Here is a 13302-nt window from a genome sequence, read left to right on the forward strand (position 1 = left end):
GCGCGCACCTCAGGCGCCCCTGCCTCGGGCTACCCGCCCGGGGCAGCTCGTCCGGATCGACCAGCCGCTCACCCGCGCCACGCCTCGACCGCCGTGTGCCCCGCAGGTGGCGCCTGCCCGCCCATGACCACCCCAAGAGACCCTCCATGTTCGCCACTGTGCACGCCCTCAGCCGCCCGCTGCTTCGCCTGGGGCTGATCCCCCAGATCGCCATCGGCATCGCCTGCGGCATCCTGCTCGCCACCCTCTCGCCGGCCTCCGCCGAGTCGGTCGCACTGCTCGGCCAGCTGTTCATCTCCGCCCTCAAGGCGGTCGCGCCGATCCTGGTGTTCGTGCTGGTGGCGGCGGCCATCGCCGGTCACCGCCAGGGCCAGCCGACCCATATCCGCTCGGTGCTGGTGCTCTACGTGATCGGCACCCTGGTCGCCGCGCTGGTGGCCGTGGTGGCGAGCTTCGTGTTCCCCACCACCCTGGCGCTGGAGATGCCCGAGGTCAGCGGCAATCCGCCGGGCAGCATAGTGGAGATCCTCCGCGACCTGCTGCTCAACGCCGTCACGAACCCGGTCACCGCCCTGATGGAGGCCAACTTCATCGCCATCCTGGCGTGGGCGATCGGCCTGGGCCTGATGCTGTGCCAGGCCAGCGAGGCCACCCGCACCATGCTCGGCGACCTCTCCGAGGCGGTGTCGAACATCGTCAGGATCGTGATCCGCTTCGCCCCGCTGGGCATCTTCGGCCTGGTGGCCGCCACCCTGGCGGAATCCGGCCTGGGCGCCCTGCTCGACTATGGCCGCCTGCTGGCGGTCATCGTCGGCTGCATGCTGTTCGTGGCGCTGGTCACCAACCCGCTGATCGTCTACTGGCAGACCCGCCGGAACCCCTACCCGCTGGTGTTCACCTGCCTGCGCGGCAGCGCCATCACCGCCTTCTTCACGCGCAGCTCCGCGGCCAACATCCCGGTCAACCTGGAGCTCTGCAAGCGCCTGAAGCTGGACGCCGACACCTACGCCATCTCGATCCCGCTGGGCGCCACCGTCAACATGGCCGGCGCGGCCATCACCATCTCGGTGATCACCCTGGCCGCCGCCCACACCCTCGGGACCAGCGTCGACTTCCCCACCGCCCTGCTGCTGTGCATCGTCTCCGCGCTGGCCGCCTGCGGGGTCTCGGGCGTGGCCGGCGGCTCGCTGCTGCTGATTCCCATGGCCGCCAGCCTCTTCGGCATCTCCACCGAGGTGGCCATGCAGGTGGTGGCGATCGGCTTCGTGATCAGCGTGGTGCAGGACGCCACCGAGACGGCGCTGAACTCCTCCACCGACGTGCTGTTCACCGCGGCCGCCTGCCGCGGCGAACAACGCCGCCAGGTCTGACGCGACAGCGCCGGCCCCGCATGATAGGCGGGGCCGGCGCAGCCTTCTCTGCTCCACGGTCAGCACGATTACCCTTGCCGCAGGTGACGGTCATGAACCGGCGTCGGCAGACAAAAAAGGATTGACCTAATCTGGCCTGGTTCTATATGACAACCGGCCAACGCTCAGGTCGCGTGTCAGATGGCCCGATGACCAGGCCCCTTTCGTGCCGCAAGTACCGCACTTATTATTTGGGTTCAGGTTTTTATCATTATTTGGTTTTAACCTTCACGAAATCACAGGATAAACTGAAAAAGCCTCCCCAAAGAAGGCACCCCACACATGGATCAAGACACTCTTGTACCGGCGTTTGTACCGGGGACGGAGGCACATTAGAACGGCACACAATGAGCACTCACCTAACGATCAATGAGTTACTACACCACCGCTGTGGGATCTAGCTGAGGCTGGCGTTGCGTCAGGGCTGCCGGTCGGCCATGGCTCCTGCGGCAAAGATGGAGGAACAAGCCATGACACCGTTACGCATCGCGACACTAGCCGTCTGCATCGCACTCCTGATGCCGATCACGGTTCAGGCCGAATCGCTCGAGGAAGACGTCAGCGCCGCCTACGGCAAATGGGACGCCGCCTTCAACGAGACTGATGCCAAGAGCCTTGCGACTTTTTATACCGAAGACACGCTGTTCCTGCCGGCAAGTCACGACATCATCAAGGGCCCCTCGGGAGTCGAGGAGTTCTTCGGTGGTCTGTTCGACAACGGCGTGACTGGGCACAAGCTCGAGCTGATCGAGGCCATCAGCGAAGGCGACCTGGTAGTGTCGACAGCCAAGTGGTCGGCGGAGGGAAAGGATGATGCAGGCGCACCGACGACATTCGGTGGCATAGCCACGCATGTCTTCGAGAAACAGGACGACGGCAGCCTGCGGCTGAAAATGCACACCTTCAATTAGCATCAATTGCTGTTCGTGCCGCGCCGCCGGCGGGACGAGGCACCGCCTGCCCTTGGCCGGTCACGGCCCGGTCGCGCCCGCCCGCCTTGGCCCGGTAGAGCAGCTCGTCGGCCCGGCTATAGAGCCGGTCGAAGCTCCTTTCCTCCCCGGCCTCGACCACCCCGATGCTCACCGTCAGCCGATGCTCGGCGGCAGGCCCAGGCAGCGACATCGCCCGGGTCGCGCGCAGGATCCGCTCGGCCAGGGCCTCGGCGCCCGCGAGGTCGCTGTCGGGCATCAGGATCGCGAACTCCTCGCCCCCCATGCGCGCCACCCTGTCGACACGCCGCACCTGCCGCTCGAGGACTCGGGAAAAGGCGACCAGCACCGCGTCGCCGACCGGGTGGCCGAACGCGTCGTTGATCCGCTTGAAGTGGTCCAGGTCCAGCAGCATCAGGCTCAGTGACGCTCCGTGGCGTCGGCGCCGCTCGAACGCCTGCTCGGCCGCCTCACGCAGCCAGCGGCGGTTGCCGAGCGCGGTCAGCTCGTCGGTCCGGCTCTGCAGGCGCATGGTCTCGCGCTGACGATGCAGCTGGAACAGCATGCGCATCACCGCGGCGATCGCCAGCAGCAGCAGGAGAAGCAGCACGGCCACGGCCAGCGCCAGGCGCTCCATCAGCTGGCGCTGCTCGGCCGAGGCCCGGTGGAGCAGCTCGTTCAGTTCGCTGTAGGCCCAGGCCAGCCCCTCCTCGACCTCCATGCCCAGGGCCAGGATGGCCTCGCTGCCGCGCTCGTCGAGCCCTTGCTCGGCGCCTACGTCGACGGCGGCCTCCAGGGCGGGCAGCCGCGATTCCACATGGGCCAGTTCCTCGACCAGCTCGCCGTAACTGGCGGGGGCGAGCTCGCTGCGCCGCAGCTGCAGCCGGATACCGTCGATACGGCGGGGAATCCGCCACAGCAACGCATGGATCTGCTCCAGGTGGATGCGATCCTGGCTGTCGATCAGGCTGTCCAGGGTCATGCGCAGGGCGGCGGGGTCCTGCTGGGCCCTCACCACGTCGGTGACCAGCGCCGTGTAGTCGGCCCCCACCTGCTGGCGCGCCTGGGAGACGTAGTAGCCGATCACCAGGGCGCAGAGCATGGCGATCAGGCTGAACGCCACCACCAGGCGCAGCCCAAGGCCGCGGGAGGATGCCGCCCTCATCTCGCGCTGATCTCGCGGATCGCCCAGATCCAGCGCGTCATCGGCACGCTGCCCTCCTGCGCGGCCTTGGCGTCCTCGGGCACCACCAGCATCAAGGGCCCCAACGACGCCTCGCCGACGGGCTCGTCATCGAGGCGCGTGACCAGCAGGTAGCGCTTCTCCCGCCGCTGCGCCGGGGTGAGGAAGGTGGTGTAGCCGTCCAGCGCGATGAACCTGACGCGGCGCGCCTCCTCGAGGCCCTGGGCGGCGAGGAAGTCATTCAGCCAGACCCCGGAAAAGGTGCCCGCGGGCCCTTCCGGGTGGCGCATCTCCACCGCATGCAGGCCCGTCGCCTCGATCTGCTCGAGAGTCAGTTCGCGGGACTCGGTGCCCTGGGTCAGGGTCAGCATCGGGGCGGCGCCGTCGGCGATGGCAGCACCCGCAACGGCCAGCAACAGCCAGCCGGCCAGGCACCAGATACGACCGAAGAATGAAGGAACACGCATGGGAACTCCCGTGACGGGATGGACGATGTAGGATGGCAGCAGTCCCAGGCGGCTGGCCTGGTCAGGAATGCGATCCGGGTGGGGCGTGACTATCGCCAATGCCCCGCCCGGTGTCCACATTTTGCGACACTACCCCACCAACGGTGCATCCACCAGGCTCCGGCGGGGCCGGGGTGGCTATCAACCCGATAAGGAGGCCCTATGGCCGTGATACTGCAGGTGCACTTCCCCTTTCCCGGCCCCTTCGACGACGAGATGGCCGAGGCTCTCGCCCCGCTGGCCGAATCCATCAACGAGGAGCCCGGCCTGCTGTGGAAGATCTGGACCGAGGATGCCGAGCGCCAGCTGGCCGGCGGCGTCTACCTGTTCGCCACGCGGCAGGACGCCGAGGCCTACCGCCGGATGCACACCGCCCGCCTGGAAGGCATGGGCGTGAGCGGTATCGAGGCGCAGATCCTCGAGACCAACGAGGCGCTCTCGAGGATCAACGGCGGGCCGCTGGCACGCGCCGAGAGCTGATCCGGGACGCTCGGCCACGGATCAGCCGAGCACCGGGCACGCTAGCGGCGCAACTCGTGAAATGCCCTGATCACCTGGCTGGCCAACGCTTCGCTGGCCTCCCCCGCTCCTTCACGGCGCACCAGCACGACTTGATAGTCACCCAGGTCGGGCAGCCCGACCTCGCGGGGTAACTGCCGCAGTGGCGGCTTCACCAGGCTTACGGGAAAGGGCGCCACGGCGATATCGGCGAGCATCGCGGCCTCCTGGCCGGCCCAGTGCTCACTGGTATAGGCGATGCGATACGCCCGGCCGATCGTGTCGAGGGCCGACAGCGCCCTGCCACGCCAGGGCCATCCCTGACTGGCCAGGGCCACCGGCAGCGGTGAGCGCCAGGCCGCCACACCACCGTCGCGTCCGGCCCAGACCAGCGGCTCGGTATGTACCACCTCGCCCTGGTCCCCCTTCTGGCCCGGGGTACCGGCCGTCATCAGGATGAGGTCGAGTTCGCCGGCCTCCAGCTGGCGCTGCATCTCCACACTGCCGCCGACAACGACCTCAACCTGCACCGCCGGGTGCGTGCGCGCGAATTGGGCCAGCACCTCGGGAAGGATGCGCGACCCCTGGTCGTCGGGGGTGCCGAAGCGTACCGTGCCCTCCACCGGCGGAGCGAGAAAACGCGTTACCGCCTCCTCGTTGAGCTTGAGCAGCCGCCGCGCATAGCCCAGCAGCACCTCGCCCTCCGGGGTCAGCCGAACCTGGCGCGCCTCGCGCACGAACAGCCTCTGTCCCAGGGTCTCTTCCAGCCGCTTGATCTGCATGCTCAGCGCAGATGGCGTGCGGGACACCTCTCGCGCGGCACGGGTAAAGCTGCCGCGCTCGGCAATCGCCACGAAGGTCCTCAGCACCTCGAGATCCAGCAGCGGCAGCGGGCCTGCATGGACCGTCGGGGAAGAGAATGACATGGCCACACCTTTCAGAATTTCTGAAAGCTCAATGTAATCCTTTTCGTTGGATTCAACAAAGACCATGCACCACGCTGTTCACGAGGCCACGACACACATCCTCGTACCTCGATCCATGGATCGCCATTGCCGGCGATCGGCCAGAGGAGGCAACGACATGCGTCAACTCCACCCTACTCGCAAGCTCGATACCGCCGCAGAGCGCACCGATCGCACTGCCATGCCGAGGTACTGCATGCCGGCCATGCCACCACTCGGGCTGGTGGCATCCATCGAGAAGCGGCTGCGGGCCTGGCGGCAGCGCCACCACCAGCGTATCCATTGAGGCGAGCAGGTTGCTCGACGGGATTCACCCCAGGCCTATCTGGGTGGCGCCCCGGCGCCAGGGCGGCGGCAAGGGCGCCCAGCGAGCCCCCTGGCACACCCTGCGCCTGGGGGAATCGCTGACGCGAACCTGGCGGGAAGGGATTGAAGAGGTCATGCACGATGCAGACCTGACGCCAGGGAAGTCATCCTGATGCACCGCGCGTCAATAGCAAACTCGAGATTGAAACTCGTTCGACCCGGGAGTGTCGCGAGCAAAAGGAGCGCCTCGATCGAATGAAGATCACTCCTTTGCAGACGCTTTCAGCATGTTTTCAAGACGTTCGATCTCGGCCCTGGCATTGACGAGTTCACTGACGTCATACTGCACGCCGAGATAGTAGATCAGCCGGCCCGAGGCATCACGCAGGGGCTGAATCGACAATCGGTTGTAGAACAGGGTCCCATCCTTGCGATAGTTGCGCAGCGTCACCTCGACGGGGGAATGCGCCTTGAGTGCTGCACGGATCTCATCGAGCGCCGGCTGATCGCGATCCTCACCCTGAAGGAAGCGACAGTTGCGCCCCAGGATTTCTTCCTGGCTGTAGCCCGTCAGTTGTTCAAAGATGGTGTTGGCATAGACAATAGGAGAGTCCGGCTGGTCCGGATCGGAGAGGGTCACGCCATTCACGCAGGTGTCCAGAATCTGTGTCAGAACGTGCGGAATGATGCCGGTGTCTTTGTCGGGAATGAATAGCATGGTGTCTCCAGGCCGAGGGCGCTATACAGGTGAATTAGTCCGTCTTTTTCTGACCGAGTTCCCGTTCGACCAGGAGTCTCAAATCGCGCACGACGCGTTCCGTACCATCCTTGACGGCCAAGCGAATGAGCTTCTCGAATGGCCGCATGGCAAAATTCAGCTTCGCCAGTTCGAAGCTGAAAGTCAGCCGCGTCTGGCCTTCCTGCGGTTCGAAAAAATAGTTGATCACGAACGGATCCTTGATGCCCTTGAAACACACGTGGCGCTGAGGCTCGAGCGCAATAATCCGGAAATCAGCTTCGGAGCGGCGCCCTTGATCAATCCTCACCTGCCGGGCCGTCCAGCCGACAGCCAGCGGCCCACTGCTGAGGGGCGTCAGCTTCTGGACCTCAGGAGACCACCGCGGATAGTTTCGGACAAAATCGGTCACCACGAAGCCATACACATCAGGCAATGGGCAACGAATCAGGGTACTTGACTGGGACTTTACCATCGTTCAAGCGCTTCCCATGAAGACGGTTTACGAGAGTTCGCAACGCAACGGGCATAGGCATAAGAGAAACGTCATCGAGCCTCGCTGCCAACACGGCCAAGCTTGACGATAGCAGCATTTTCCGAGGTGCGCTCCATGGATCATTTGCCCGAGCCTGAGCCGGGTCACTCCGTCAGATGCCTGCCCGGCGCCCAGGATAACGCTCGCACTCCTCATCCCGATCAAACAGTTGGCATCACACGAGGCGCACGATGGTTTCGAGCCAATCCCCGTGGGCGGCGGATTCGACATTGCCACATCAACAGATCTGCATACGACTGTCTCGCGGCGTGCATGAACGCCGTGCAGGACTCAAGCGCGCCGTTGACGGAGCGGGACAGTGGCTGGTGCCATGAAGGTGGGGTACCTTGAAAGCACCGCCATGCTGCCCCCTATAGAGGAAACTTCGATGATCATTCGTCACGCCAACGAGCGCGGCTACGCCGATCACGGCTGGCTGAAGTCTCGTCACACCTTTTCGTTTGCCGATTACGTCGACCCGGACCACATGGGCTTTCGCAAGCTGCGGGTGATCAACGAGGATCGCGTTCAGGGCGGCCAAGGCTTCGGCACCCACCCCCACCGGGACATGGAGATTCTCTCCTATGTGCTGGAAGGCGAGATGGCCCACCGGGACAGCATGGGCAACGGCGCGATCATGCGCCCTGGCGATGTGCAACGCATGTCGGCCGGCACCGGCGTGCTGCACAGCGAGTTCAACAACGACCCCGCCCGTGAGCTGCACTTCCTGCAGATCTGGATCGAGCCGAAAGAGCGGGGCATCGCCCCCGACTACGAGCAGAAGGCCTTTCCCGCCGAGCAGCGCCAGGGGCAGTGGCAGCTGGTGGTGTCAAAGGAGGGGCGCGACGGCTCGGTGAGCGTGAACCAGGACGTCAACCTCTACGCCGGGCTGTTCGATGCCGGAGAGCGAGCGCCTACGCCTGCGGTGCGCCACGCCTGGCTTCACGTGGTACGTGGCGAGGCGGAGATCAACGGTCAGCGACTCTCGGCCGGCGATGCCGCCGCCTTCCAGCCGGGGGAGACTGTCGAGGCGGTTGGTGTTAAGGCCTCGGAGATCTTGCTCTTCGACCTGGCCTGAACAGTATTGAGCATCAAAATGGAGGCGGTAACGCAGGTGTGTGCCCGTTACCGCCTCCCATGGCTATCAACCCTCCTGCGTGGACCAGGGGGCGATATCGGTGACATCGGCATGAGAGAAGGCGCGGCCTGGAAGGGGTACGTCCCCGATTAATGTGACACTGTGCTGCTCTGGGATCTCGGGGCGCTGAACAACAACGAGGAAAAGCAGGCATAGGAGGCACGCTTGCTATATGTCGGCATGACGCGGGCACGCCGGCGTCTAATGATCACCACCAGCAGAAACAACTGGTACACCAAAAGGCTGATGAAGCTATCAGCAGATGGACAGCATGCGCCTAGGAAAGGTTGGTGGGCCCAGCTGGACTCGAACCTTTATGTGGGGATGACCTAGCGGAACCAGCCACAACCGATTGATATCAAATGACTTACCAAGGAAGGTAAATCCTAGAATCCTTTGCAAATTTGTCTCACACCCTTCAAGTTGACAAGGCCTCCAAGGCCATCCACAACACTAGCTTACCCCATCAGAGGGAAAAAGCTCCGAAACCTCCACCCCCAGCGCCTCACTGATCTGATAGATCTTTGTGAGCGTGATGTTCTTCTCTCCCCTCTCGATGTGCCCCATGTAGCTACGGTCGATGCCAGCAAGGGCTGCTAGCTCCTCCTGTGACAACCCTTTATTTTTGCGAATATTTCTCACATTTTTCCCGAAGGAGGTCAAAATTTCGTCTCGCACCTGGCCCACCCGTCAAATGGGTAGAACTATCGCGAGCAGTCGACTATAGTACCACGGACTATAGCTCTCATTTCGTGGAGACTGCCTATAGCTGGTCGGACAGCTGCGCATGGCGCTACACACGAGCCAAACAATCGCCACCCTCACCACGACGCAGCGAAGGTGAGACAGGCCGTTAGCTTGCTATGAGTCAAGGAAGGGGGTAGTAAAGTGAAAAGAAATAGAACTAAGGAAATGCCCCTTGGGTCGTATGACTTTTTAGGTTCACTGCGCATAACGTCTGAAGGATACCTTCTGCATAGGAAGTATCAAAAAATCATCAAGCATAAATCCACACTACTATCACATAGTCAGAATATAGCAAAGAGAAAATCATTCATTGAGGGGGCCCATAACCAAAAGCAGAAAAACAAAACACCACCGAAAAAAGAGCTACGTAATTTTGAAGACCTTAGCATCAAGTCTAAGCTTTTTTTGATAGCAACAATAGTATCTCAAAAAGACATAAAATCTTCTGAGATCGAACCGCTGAGCGAGCGGAAGGAATCAACTCTTTCACCTGACCGAAGTTATGACCAAGAAATATTAAAAACACTACTGAAAGAACAGGCGATATTAACGACAGACGAAGTCCAAGAGAAGAACATCAGACGCGACCAGAAAAGTCATGAGAGTACAATTCAGAATCAATCATTTATGATAAACCCATTAGTAACATACGAAGATATGGTTTCATACATTGTTAGCCTGAAGAAAAAAAGAAAGAGGGAGAATATTATAAAAACAGATGAATACAAATCAGTATGCGACGAAGTGTTACTAGCCGAATGCAACCTTTTTGCAAATAAAGTCATGCAGGAACAAGGCATAACACTCAGATCTAGATGGGACCACTGGAAGCCCCTGACGCCACACCTATTTAATTTCAGCATAGCTCAAATTCAATGCTTAATTCTCGAAAGCTCAAAAGATGTCTTAAAGAATTATAGAAAGGGATTTATCAAGAGTGAGATATCGATTGAAACCATCGTGACTGAAACGTTAAGAAACATGCAAAAAACTGGAGCTTTGGGATGGAAAGTCAAACCACTCGATAGAGACGAAAGAACTAAGATGGAAGACTGCTCAATGCTTAACAAAGTCGCTTTCAATACAATTTGCGGAATGGAAGATGGTGGATATTCTCAACCTCTGAATATGATTAAAGATTTGGGCTCATAAGATCAGGATAAAGCTCGGGGGAATTTTTCGAATGCCTGGACAGCCCCCAAAGCAACCCCTTATCTAAGACCATGATTAATTACCAAACTTCAACGAACAGCCTAGGTTATATATTCCGCTTAAGGTCGACAATACGACTTGGATCATGAAAAAACTCTGCTTAACGGTTTAAAGCATTTTATACATTCACAAATCGGTATGGTGCCATAATGAAGCAAGCCAAAGCTGTCGACGCCCTCCCAGCCTGGAGAGATACTGCTGACAGTAACCATGAATCGGTCTGTATTGTCAGAGAGTGGGAGGTTATCGAAGTCGAGATTGATCATGATATAACAAAGTGTTTGTACGGAACTATTGTCTCGGACTACCGTGGACGATTCGAGAACGGCGATTATGTGTTTACCAGCGCTATCAAAGATATTGATTTTGATACTGGGCTAGTGCGCACAAAAAACTCATTGTACTGCTTGCAAGGCGGCGGTGAGATACTGTCTGCAAGTCTTATAGAAGCCTATAAGATGAAGAAAATAGGCCAATCTCTTCATCTCGTGAGGGCCATCGAGAATGATCTAGGCCAGATCATCGTTCCTGATGATTAACAGGGGTATCAATCATAAGCAAAAAGCTAAGGAGAAAGAGCAAAAGCAACCAATAAATATTGATAGACAATCATGGATCGTATTTCGATGTTTGAGCCTGAAAAAAATTACAACCACACTCATGCCCTAACAACTAAAATTTGGCACTTACTAACTATTCTTATTATGCCGATACGCTAGCCAAGCCACAATTGCCCCCAGAAAAAGCAGCGGTGATGCGAGCAGTATCATTTCCCAATATTCATTCACTGATCATATTCCCATTCAACGGGGTTGGTAGGGTCATGTTAGTCTAAAAACGCTCCCTGTAATTTCTCTAAGCCATGACATTGGATGATGGGCCGGATTTCTATCAGCGAACATCCATCGTCATTCACAATCAGAGCATCTCCGCTGGATTCTCTTTCACCAAACATCTCCAGAGCCATGGTCAAAAACTCGGTTTATTTAAATATACTTAAAGAGCATTCAACTCCACAAAGCTCTACATCAGGATCTTGACACTATTATTGCTGTCATAGCTCGACATGGGAGGATCTCGACACCGATGCATAACTCTTACGCAAGTGGTGAAGAGCATGAGAGCGGGGAAGCCGGAGAGTCTGGACAGTGCCCTACCCCGGGCTCTGCTGCACAGTGAACACAAAATGCTTCGCCATGATCGCTGTCACTTACTATACTGGCATGAACAAAGTATATGCCTCACCAGTACAGCTAGCCAGGAGGTACCATGAAAATTCGAATTGAAAGCGAGGAGCAGCGAGAAACTTTCAAGCAAGATGCGATCAATGCCTGGGCGGACTATCAGGCCACCGGCCTGCACGCTACCGCTGACGAAGTAACCGAGTGGTTGACCAGCTGGGGAGCCGAAGGCGAAGTGACAGCCCCGGTATGTCACCGCTGAGAGATTGCCCATGCTCCTGTTGCGCAAAACACCCTGGACCTACGGTTTTGCTGGTTTCGTGCTACAAGGCTGACCACGAGGGGGTCGATGATGTCGACGCTGGCACCTTTGAAGCCATCCTGGCGCGTCTCCAGCTCCACTTGCGAGAGGATGACTTGATGGACCTGGACACCTGGATGATTGATTTGACTTCGATCCGGGCCACCCGTGCCGCCTCTGGAGGCGGCAACAAGGGGGACACCAAGAGCCCGTAGACCATGCCCTGGGCCGCAGCCGTGGCGGTCTGACGACCCCAAGATCCACATGGTCTGTGATCGGCATGGGTGGCCGCTGACCTTCACGCTCTCGCCCGGGCAGGACTCGGATACACGACACTTCATCCCGGCCATGGAACACGTTCATCTGACTGGAACCAGGGGCAGGCCACGTAAGCGCTGTCGCTACATCGTGGCGGACAAGGGCTATGACAGCGATCCGCTTCGCCGCTACTGCGATCGGCACCGCATGAAGCCGGTCATCGCCCGACGCAAGATGAAGCGAAAGCCGCGCCCTGGCCCCCCAAGAGGCTTCGACAGGTCATGCTATCGAGAGCGAAACATCATTGAGCGCTGTTTCGGGTGGATCAAGGAACTGCTTTGTGTCTGCACCCGCTACGACAAGTTGACTAGCAGTTTCAGAACGAAGGTATGCCTGGCCTGCTTAGATCGCTGTCTACGTGCCGACTTTCCAGAGAGAACCTAGATGGTTCCGTAGGTACTACGGAAAATCCTTCACTGTTCGCTTCACACGGTCCGGTGAGCTTATGCCTACCGGCCGGCATCAGTTCGACCAGGAGTGCCAGGCAGATGGCATCGAGCATCACCTGATTAAGCTAGCACGGCCTCAAACCATCGGCATGGTGGAGCGCTTCAACTGTCTCATAAGCGATGTGCTTGCTGCTCGACGTATGCATCGGGCGAGGGTCTGAAACTTACGCCAAGCGGTACTGCTGGCTGTATAATCACCATATTCCGTAGAAGGCACTGCACCATCAATCACCGGTTGCAGCGATGAAAGAATGGCAGGCCAAACGTCCAGCGTTATTTGCCAAGCGGGTAGTCAATCACCCGGGACCCGACACATAGACCAGTGAGGCATAGTGCACTACCTAGAGGTGAAGAAGATGATACATGTTGATGACTATAGTTCTCTCCGCTTTATAATGTGGAGCTTCCCAGGGGTTAAAGAAATTTCTCGGGAAGACGCACATATGCGCTACGCGTCGGCGTGGGAATATGTCTTTATCCGCTCGCTTGAAGATCACGAAATTCAGTTCATAAATAGCTTGATAGAGGAATTTGGACCGATTATTCCTCAGTATCGCACATTTCAAAGCTATGGCAGCAAGCAGCCCTATACCTCAGGTCGCCCGATCACTCAACTTTTCCCGCTCACCACTCCCATTGTAATTACCGTGGAAGACTACCCGCAATTACACAAAAGCACACTTCACCATGAGTTAAGCGACACAGAGATGACGCGGAACGATGCGTATCTATGGTACTCGGAGCACTGGTCCGACATGGATCTCGACTCAATGGGCGATCACGAAAAGCACTTTCTTAACGAGCTGATTTTCGAGTTCGGCCCCATCCTGCCATCTGTCGACCCCGAAGATGAGGATGTGGTCGGAGAGCCTATCATCAGAGTGTAGAC

At 58.7% G+C, this 13302-nt stretch carries 15 protein-coding genes and 2 pseudogenes; 11 read left to right on the top strand and 6 right to left on the bottom strand.

The annotated features are described in order from the left end of the window. The first annotated feature begins 146 nt into the window (after positions 1 to 146). On the top strand, positions 147 to 1370 hold the full coding sequence (sstT, locus tag QLQ83_RS11720; RefSeq protein ID WP_282735707.1) for a serine/threonine transporter SstT: 1224 nt from the start codon (positions 147 to 149) through the stop codon (positions 1368 to 1370). 509 nt (positions 1371 to 1879) lie between these two features. Continuing rightward, a complete protein-coding gene (locus QLQ83_RS11725) occupies positions 1880 to 2320 on the top strand; it encodes a YybH family protein (RefSeq protein ID WP_282735708.1) in 441 nt (146 codons plus the stop codon). Here QLQ83_RS11725 and QLQ83_RS11730 read toward each other — a convergent pair. Together QLQ83_RS11730 and QLQ83_RS11735 are read right to left on the bottom strand one after the other, a co-directional pair. Continuing rightward, positions 2313 to 3503, bottom strand: a complete 1191-nt coding sequence (locus QLQ83_RS11730; protein WP_282735709.1) for a GGDEF domain-containing protein — start codon at positions 3501 to 3503, stop codon at positions 2313 to 2315. The two genes, QLQ83_RS11725 and QLQ83_RS11730, sit on opposite strands and share 8 nt — an antisense overlap. Beyond that, positions 3500 to 3988 carry a molybdopterin-binding protein gene (locus tag QLQ83_RS11735; protein WP_282735710.1) on the bottom strand — a complete coding sequence of 163 codons (489 nt, stop codon included), beginning with the start codon at positions 3986 to 3988 and terminating at the stop codon, positions 3500 to 3502. Before QLQ83_RS11735 ends, QLQ83_RS11730 begins: the two co-directional genes overlap by 4 nt. 201 nt (positions 3989 to 4189) lie before the next feature. Between QLQ83_RS11735 and QLQ83_RS11740 the strand changes: the two genes are divergently transcribed. After that, a complete protein-coding gene (locus QLQ83_RS11740; protein ID WP_282735711.1) occupies positions 4190 to 4507 on the top strand; it encodes a monooxygenase in 318 nt (105 codons plus the stop codon). Positions 4508 to 4548: 41 nt separating this feature from the next. Here QLQ83_RS11740 and QLQ83_RS11745 read toward each other — a convergent pair whose 3' ends face one another. Further along, a complete protein-coding gene (locus QLQ83_RS11745; protein WP_282735712.1) occupies positions 4549 to 5451 on the bottom strand; it encodes a LysR family transcriptional regulator in 903 nt (300 codons plus the stop codon). A 157-nt stretch (positions 5452 to 5608) separates the two neighbouring features. Between QLQ83_RS11745 and QLQ83_RS11750 the strand changes: the two genes are divergently transcribed. Continuing rightward, a complete protein-coding gene (locus QLQ83_RS11750) occupies positions 5609 to 5776 on the top strand; it encodes a hypothetical protein (RefSeq protein ID WP_282735713.1) in 168 nt (55 codons plus the stop codon). 282 nt (positions 5777 to 6058) lie between these two features. Here QLQ83_RS11750 and QLQ83_RS11755 read toward each other — a convergent pair whose 3' ends face one another. Together QLQ83_RS11755 and QLQ83_RS11760 are read right to left on the bottom strand one after the other, a co-directional pair. Further along, entirely contained in the window at positions 6059 to 6514 is a 456-nt protein-coding gene (locus QLQ83_RS11755; protein ID WP_282735714.1) for a PAS domain-containing protein, read from the bottom strand. A gap of 34 nt (positions 6515 to 6548) precedes the next feature. Then, positions 6549 to 7007 (bottom strand): SRPBCC family protein, encoded by a 459-nt coding sequence (locus QLQ83_RS11760; RefSeq protein ID WP_282735715.1) that lies wholly within the window; start codon positions 7005 to 7007, stop codon positions 6549 to 6551. Positions 7008 to 7455: 448 nt separating this feature from the next. Between QLQ83_RS11760 and QLQ83_RS11765 the strand changes: the two genes are divergently transcribed. Next, the gene (locus QLQ83_RS11765) at positions 7456 to 8145 is read left to right on the top strand and encodes a pirin family protein (protein WP_282735716.1); all 690 of its coding nucleotides are present in this window, start codon (positions 7456 to 7458) and stop codon (positions 8143 to 8145) included. A gap of 513 nt (positions 8146 to 8658) precedes the next feature. Here the strand turns inward: QLQ83_RS11765 and QLQ83_RS11770 are convergent. Continuing rightward, positions 8659 to 8883 carry a helix-turn-helix domain-containing protein gene (locus QLQ83_RS11770; protein ID WP_282735717.1) on the bottom strand — a complete coding sequence of 75 codons (225 nt, stop codon included), beginning with the start codon at positions 8881 to 8883 and terminating at the stop codon, positions 8659 to 8661. 210 nt (positions 8884 to 9093) lie between these two features. On the opposite strand from QLQ83_RS11770, the gene QLQ83_RS11775 reads away from it, so the two are divergent. The 6 genes and pseudogenes from QLQ83_RS11775 (at position 9094) to QLQ83_RS11800 (ending at position 13300) form a co-directional block, all read left to right on the top strand. Then, positions 9094 to 10104: a hypothetical protein gene (locus QLQ83_RS11775; protein ID WP_282735718.1), complete on the top strand. Its 1011-nt coding sequence runs from the start codon at positions 9094 to 9096 to the stop codon at positions 10102 to 10104. Between the two features lie 209 nt (positions 10105 to 10313). Next, positions 10314 to 10703, top strand: coding sequence for a DUF6957 family protein (locus QLQ83_RS11780; RefSeq protein WP_282735719.1), 390 nt, complete (start codon positions 10314 to 10316; stop codon positions 10701 to 10703). 730 nt (positions 10704 to 11433) lie between these two features. Next, entirely contained in the window at positions 11434 to 11607 is a 174-nt protein-coding gene (locus QLQ83_RS11785; RefSeq protein WP_282735720.1) for a hypothetical protein, read from the top strand. A 95-nt stretch (positions 11608 to 11702) separates the two neighbouring features. Then, positions 11703 to 12348: pseudogene (locus QLQ83_RS11790) on the top strand (IS5 family transposase); the annotation flags it as partial. A gap of 19 nt (positions 12349 to 12367) precedes the next feature. Further along, positions 12368 to 12731 (top strand): annotated as a pseudogene (locus tag QLQ83_RS11795) (IS481 family transposase); the annotation flags it as partial. Between the two features lie 38 nt (positions 12732 to 12769). Beyond that, complete coding sequence (locus QLQ83_RS11800) at positions 12770 to 13300, top strand: hypothetical protein (protein WP_282735721.1); 531 nt, start codon at positions 12770 to 12772, stop codon at positions 13298 to 13300. The last annotated feature ends 2 nt before the right edge of the window (positions 13301 to 13302 follow it).

It is taken from the genome of Halomonas rhizosphaerae, from assembly GCF_030010555.1.
GTDB lineage: Bacteria > Pseudomonadota > Gammaproteobacteria > Pseudomonadales > Halomonadaceae > Halomonas > Halomonas rhizosphaerae.

What these genes read in the sequence shown, in the direction of transcription:
- QLQ83_RS11780 (WP_282735719.1), top strand. Translation starts at nt 10,314, where the DNA reads ATGAAGCAAGCCAAAGCTGTCGACGCCCTCCCAGCCTGGAGAGATACT.
- sstT (WP_282735707.1), top strand. Translation starts at nt 147, where the DNA reads ATGTTCGCCACTGTGCACGCCCTCAGCCGCCCGCTGCTTCGCCTGGGG.
- QLQ83_RS11785 (WP_282735720.1), top strand. Translation starts at nt 11,434, where the DNA reads ATGAAAATTCGAATTGAAAGCGAGGAGCAGCGAGAAACTTTCAAGCAA.
- QLQ83_RS11800 (WP_282735721.1), top strand. Translation starts at nt 12,770, where the DNA reads ATGATACATGTTGATGACTATAGTTCTCTCCGCTTTATAATGTGGAGC.
- QLQ83_RS11735 (WP_282735710.1), bottom strand. Translation starts at nt 3,988, where the DNA reads ATGCGTGTTCCTTCATTCTTCGGTCGTATCTGGTGCCTGGCCGGCTGG.
- QLQ83_RS11765 (WP_282735716.1), top strand. Translation starts at nt 7,456, where the DNA reads ATGATCATTCGTCACGCCAACGAGCGCGGCTACGCCGATCACGGCTGG.
- QLQ83_RS11730 (WP_282735709.1), bottom strand. Translation starts at nt 3,503, where the DNA reads ATGAGGGCGGCATCCTCCCGCGGCCTTGGGCTGCGCCTGGTGGTGGCG.
- QLQ83_RS11760 (WP_282735715.1), bottom strand. Translation starts at nt 7,007, where the DNA reads ATGGTAAAGTCCCAGTCAAGTACCCTGATTCGTTGCCCATTGCCTGAT.
- QLQ83_RS11725 (WP_282735708.1), top strand. Translation starts at nt 1,880, where the DNA reads ATGACACCGTTACGCATCGCGACACTAGCCGTCTGCATCGCACTCCTG.
- QLQ83_RS11745 (WP_282735712.1), bottom strand. Translation starts at nt 5,451, where the DNA reads ATGTCATTCTCTTCCCCGACGGTCCATGCAGGCCCGCTGCCGCTGCTG.
- QLQ83_RS11740 (WP_282735711.1), top strand. Translation starts at nt 4,190, where the DNA reads ATGGCCGTGATACTGCAGGTGCACTTCCCCTTTCCCGGCCCCTTCGAC.
- QLQ83_RS11750 (WP_282735713.1), top strand. Translation starts at nt 5,609, where the DNA reads ATGCGTCAACTCCACCCTACTCGCAAGCTCGATACCGCCGCAGAGCGC.
- QLQ83_RS11755 (WP_282735714.1), bottom strand. Translation starts at nt 6,514, where the DNA reads ATGCTATTCATTCCCGACAAAGACACCGGCATCATTCCGCACGTTCTG.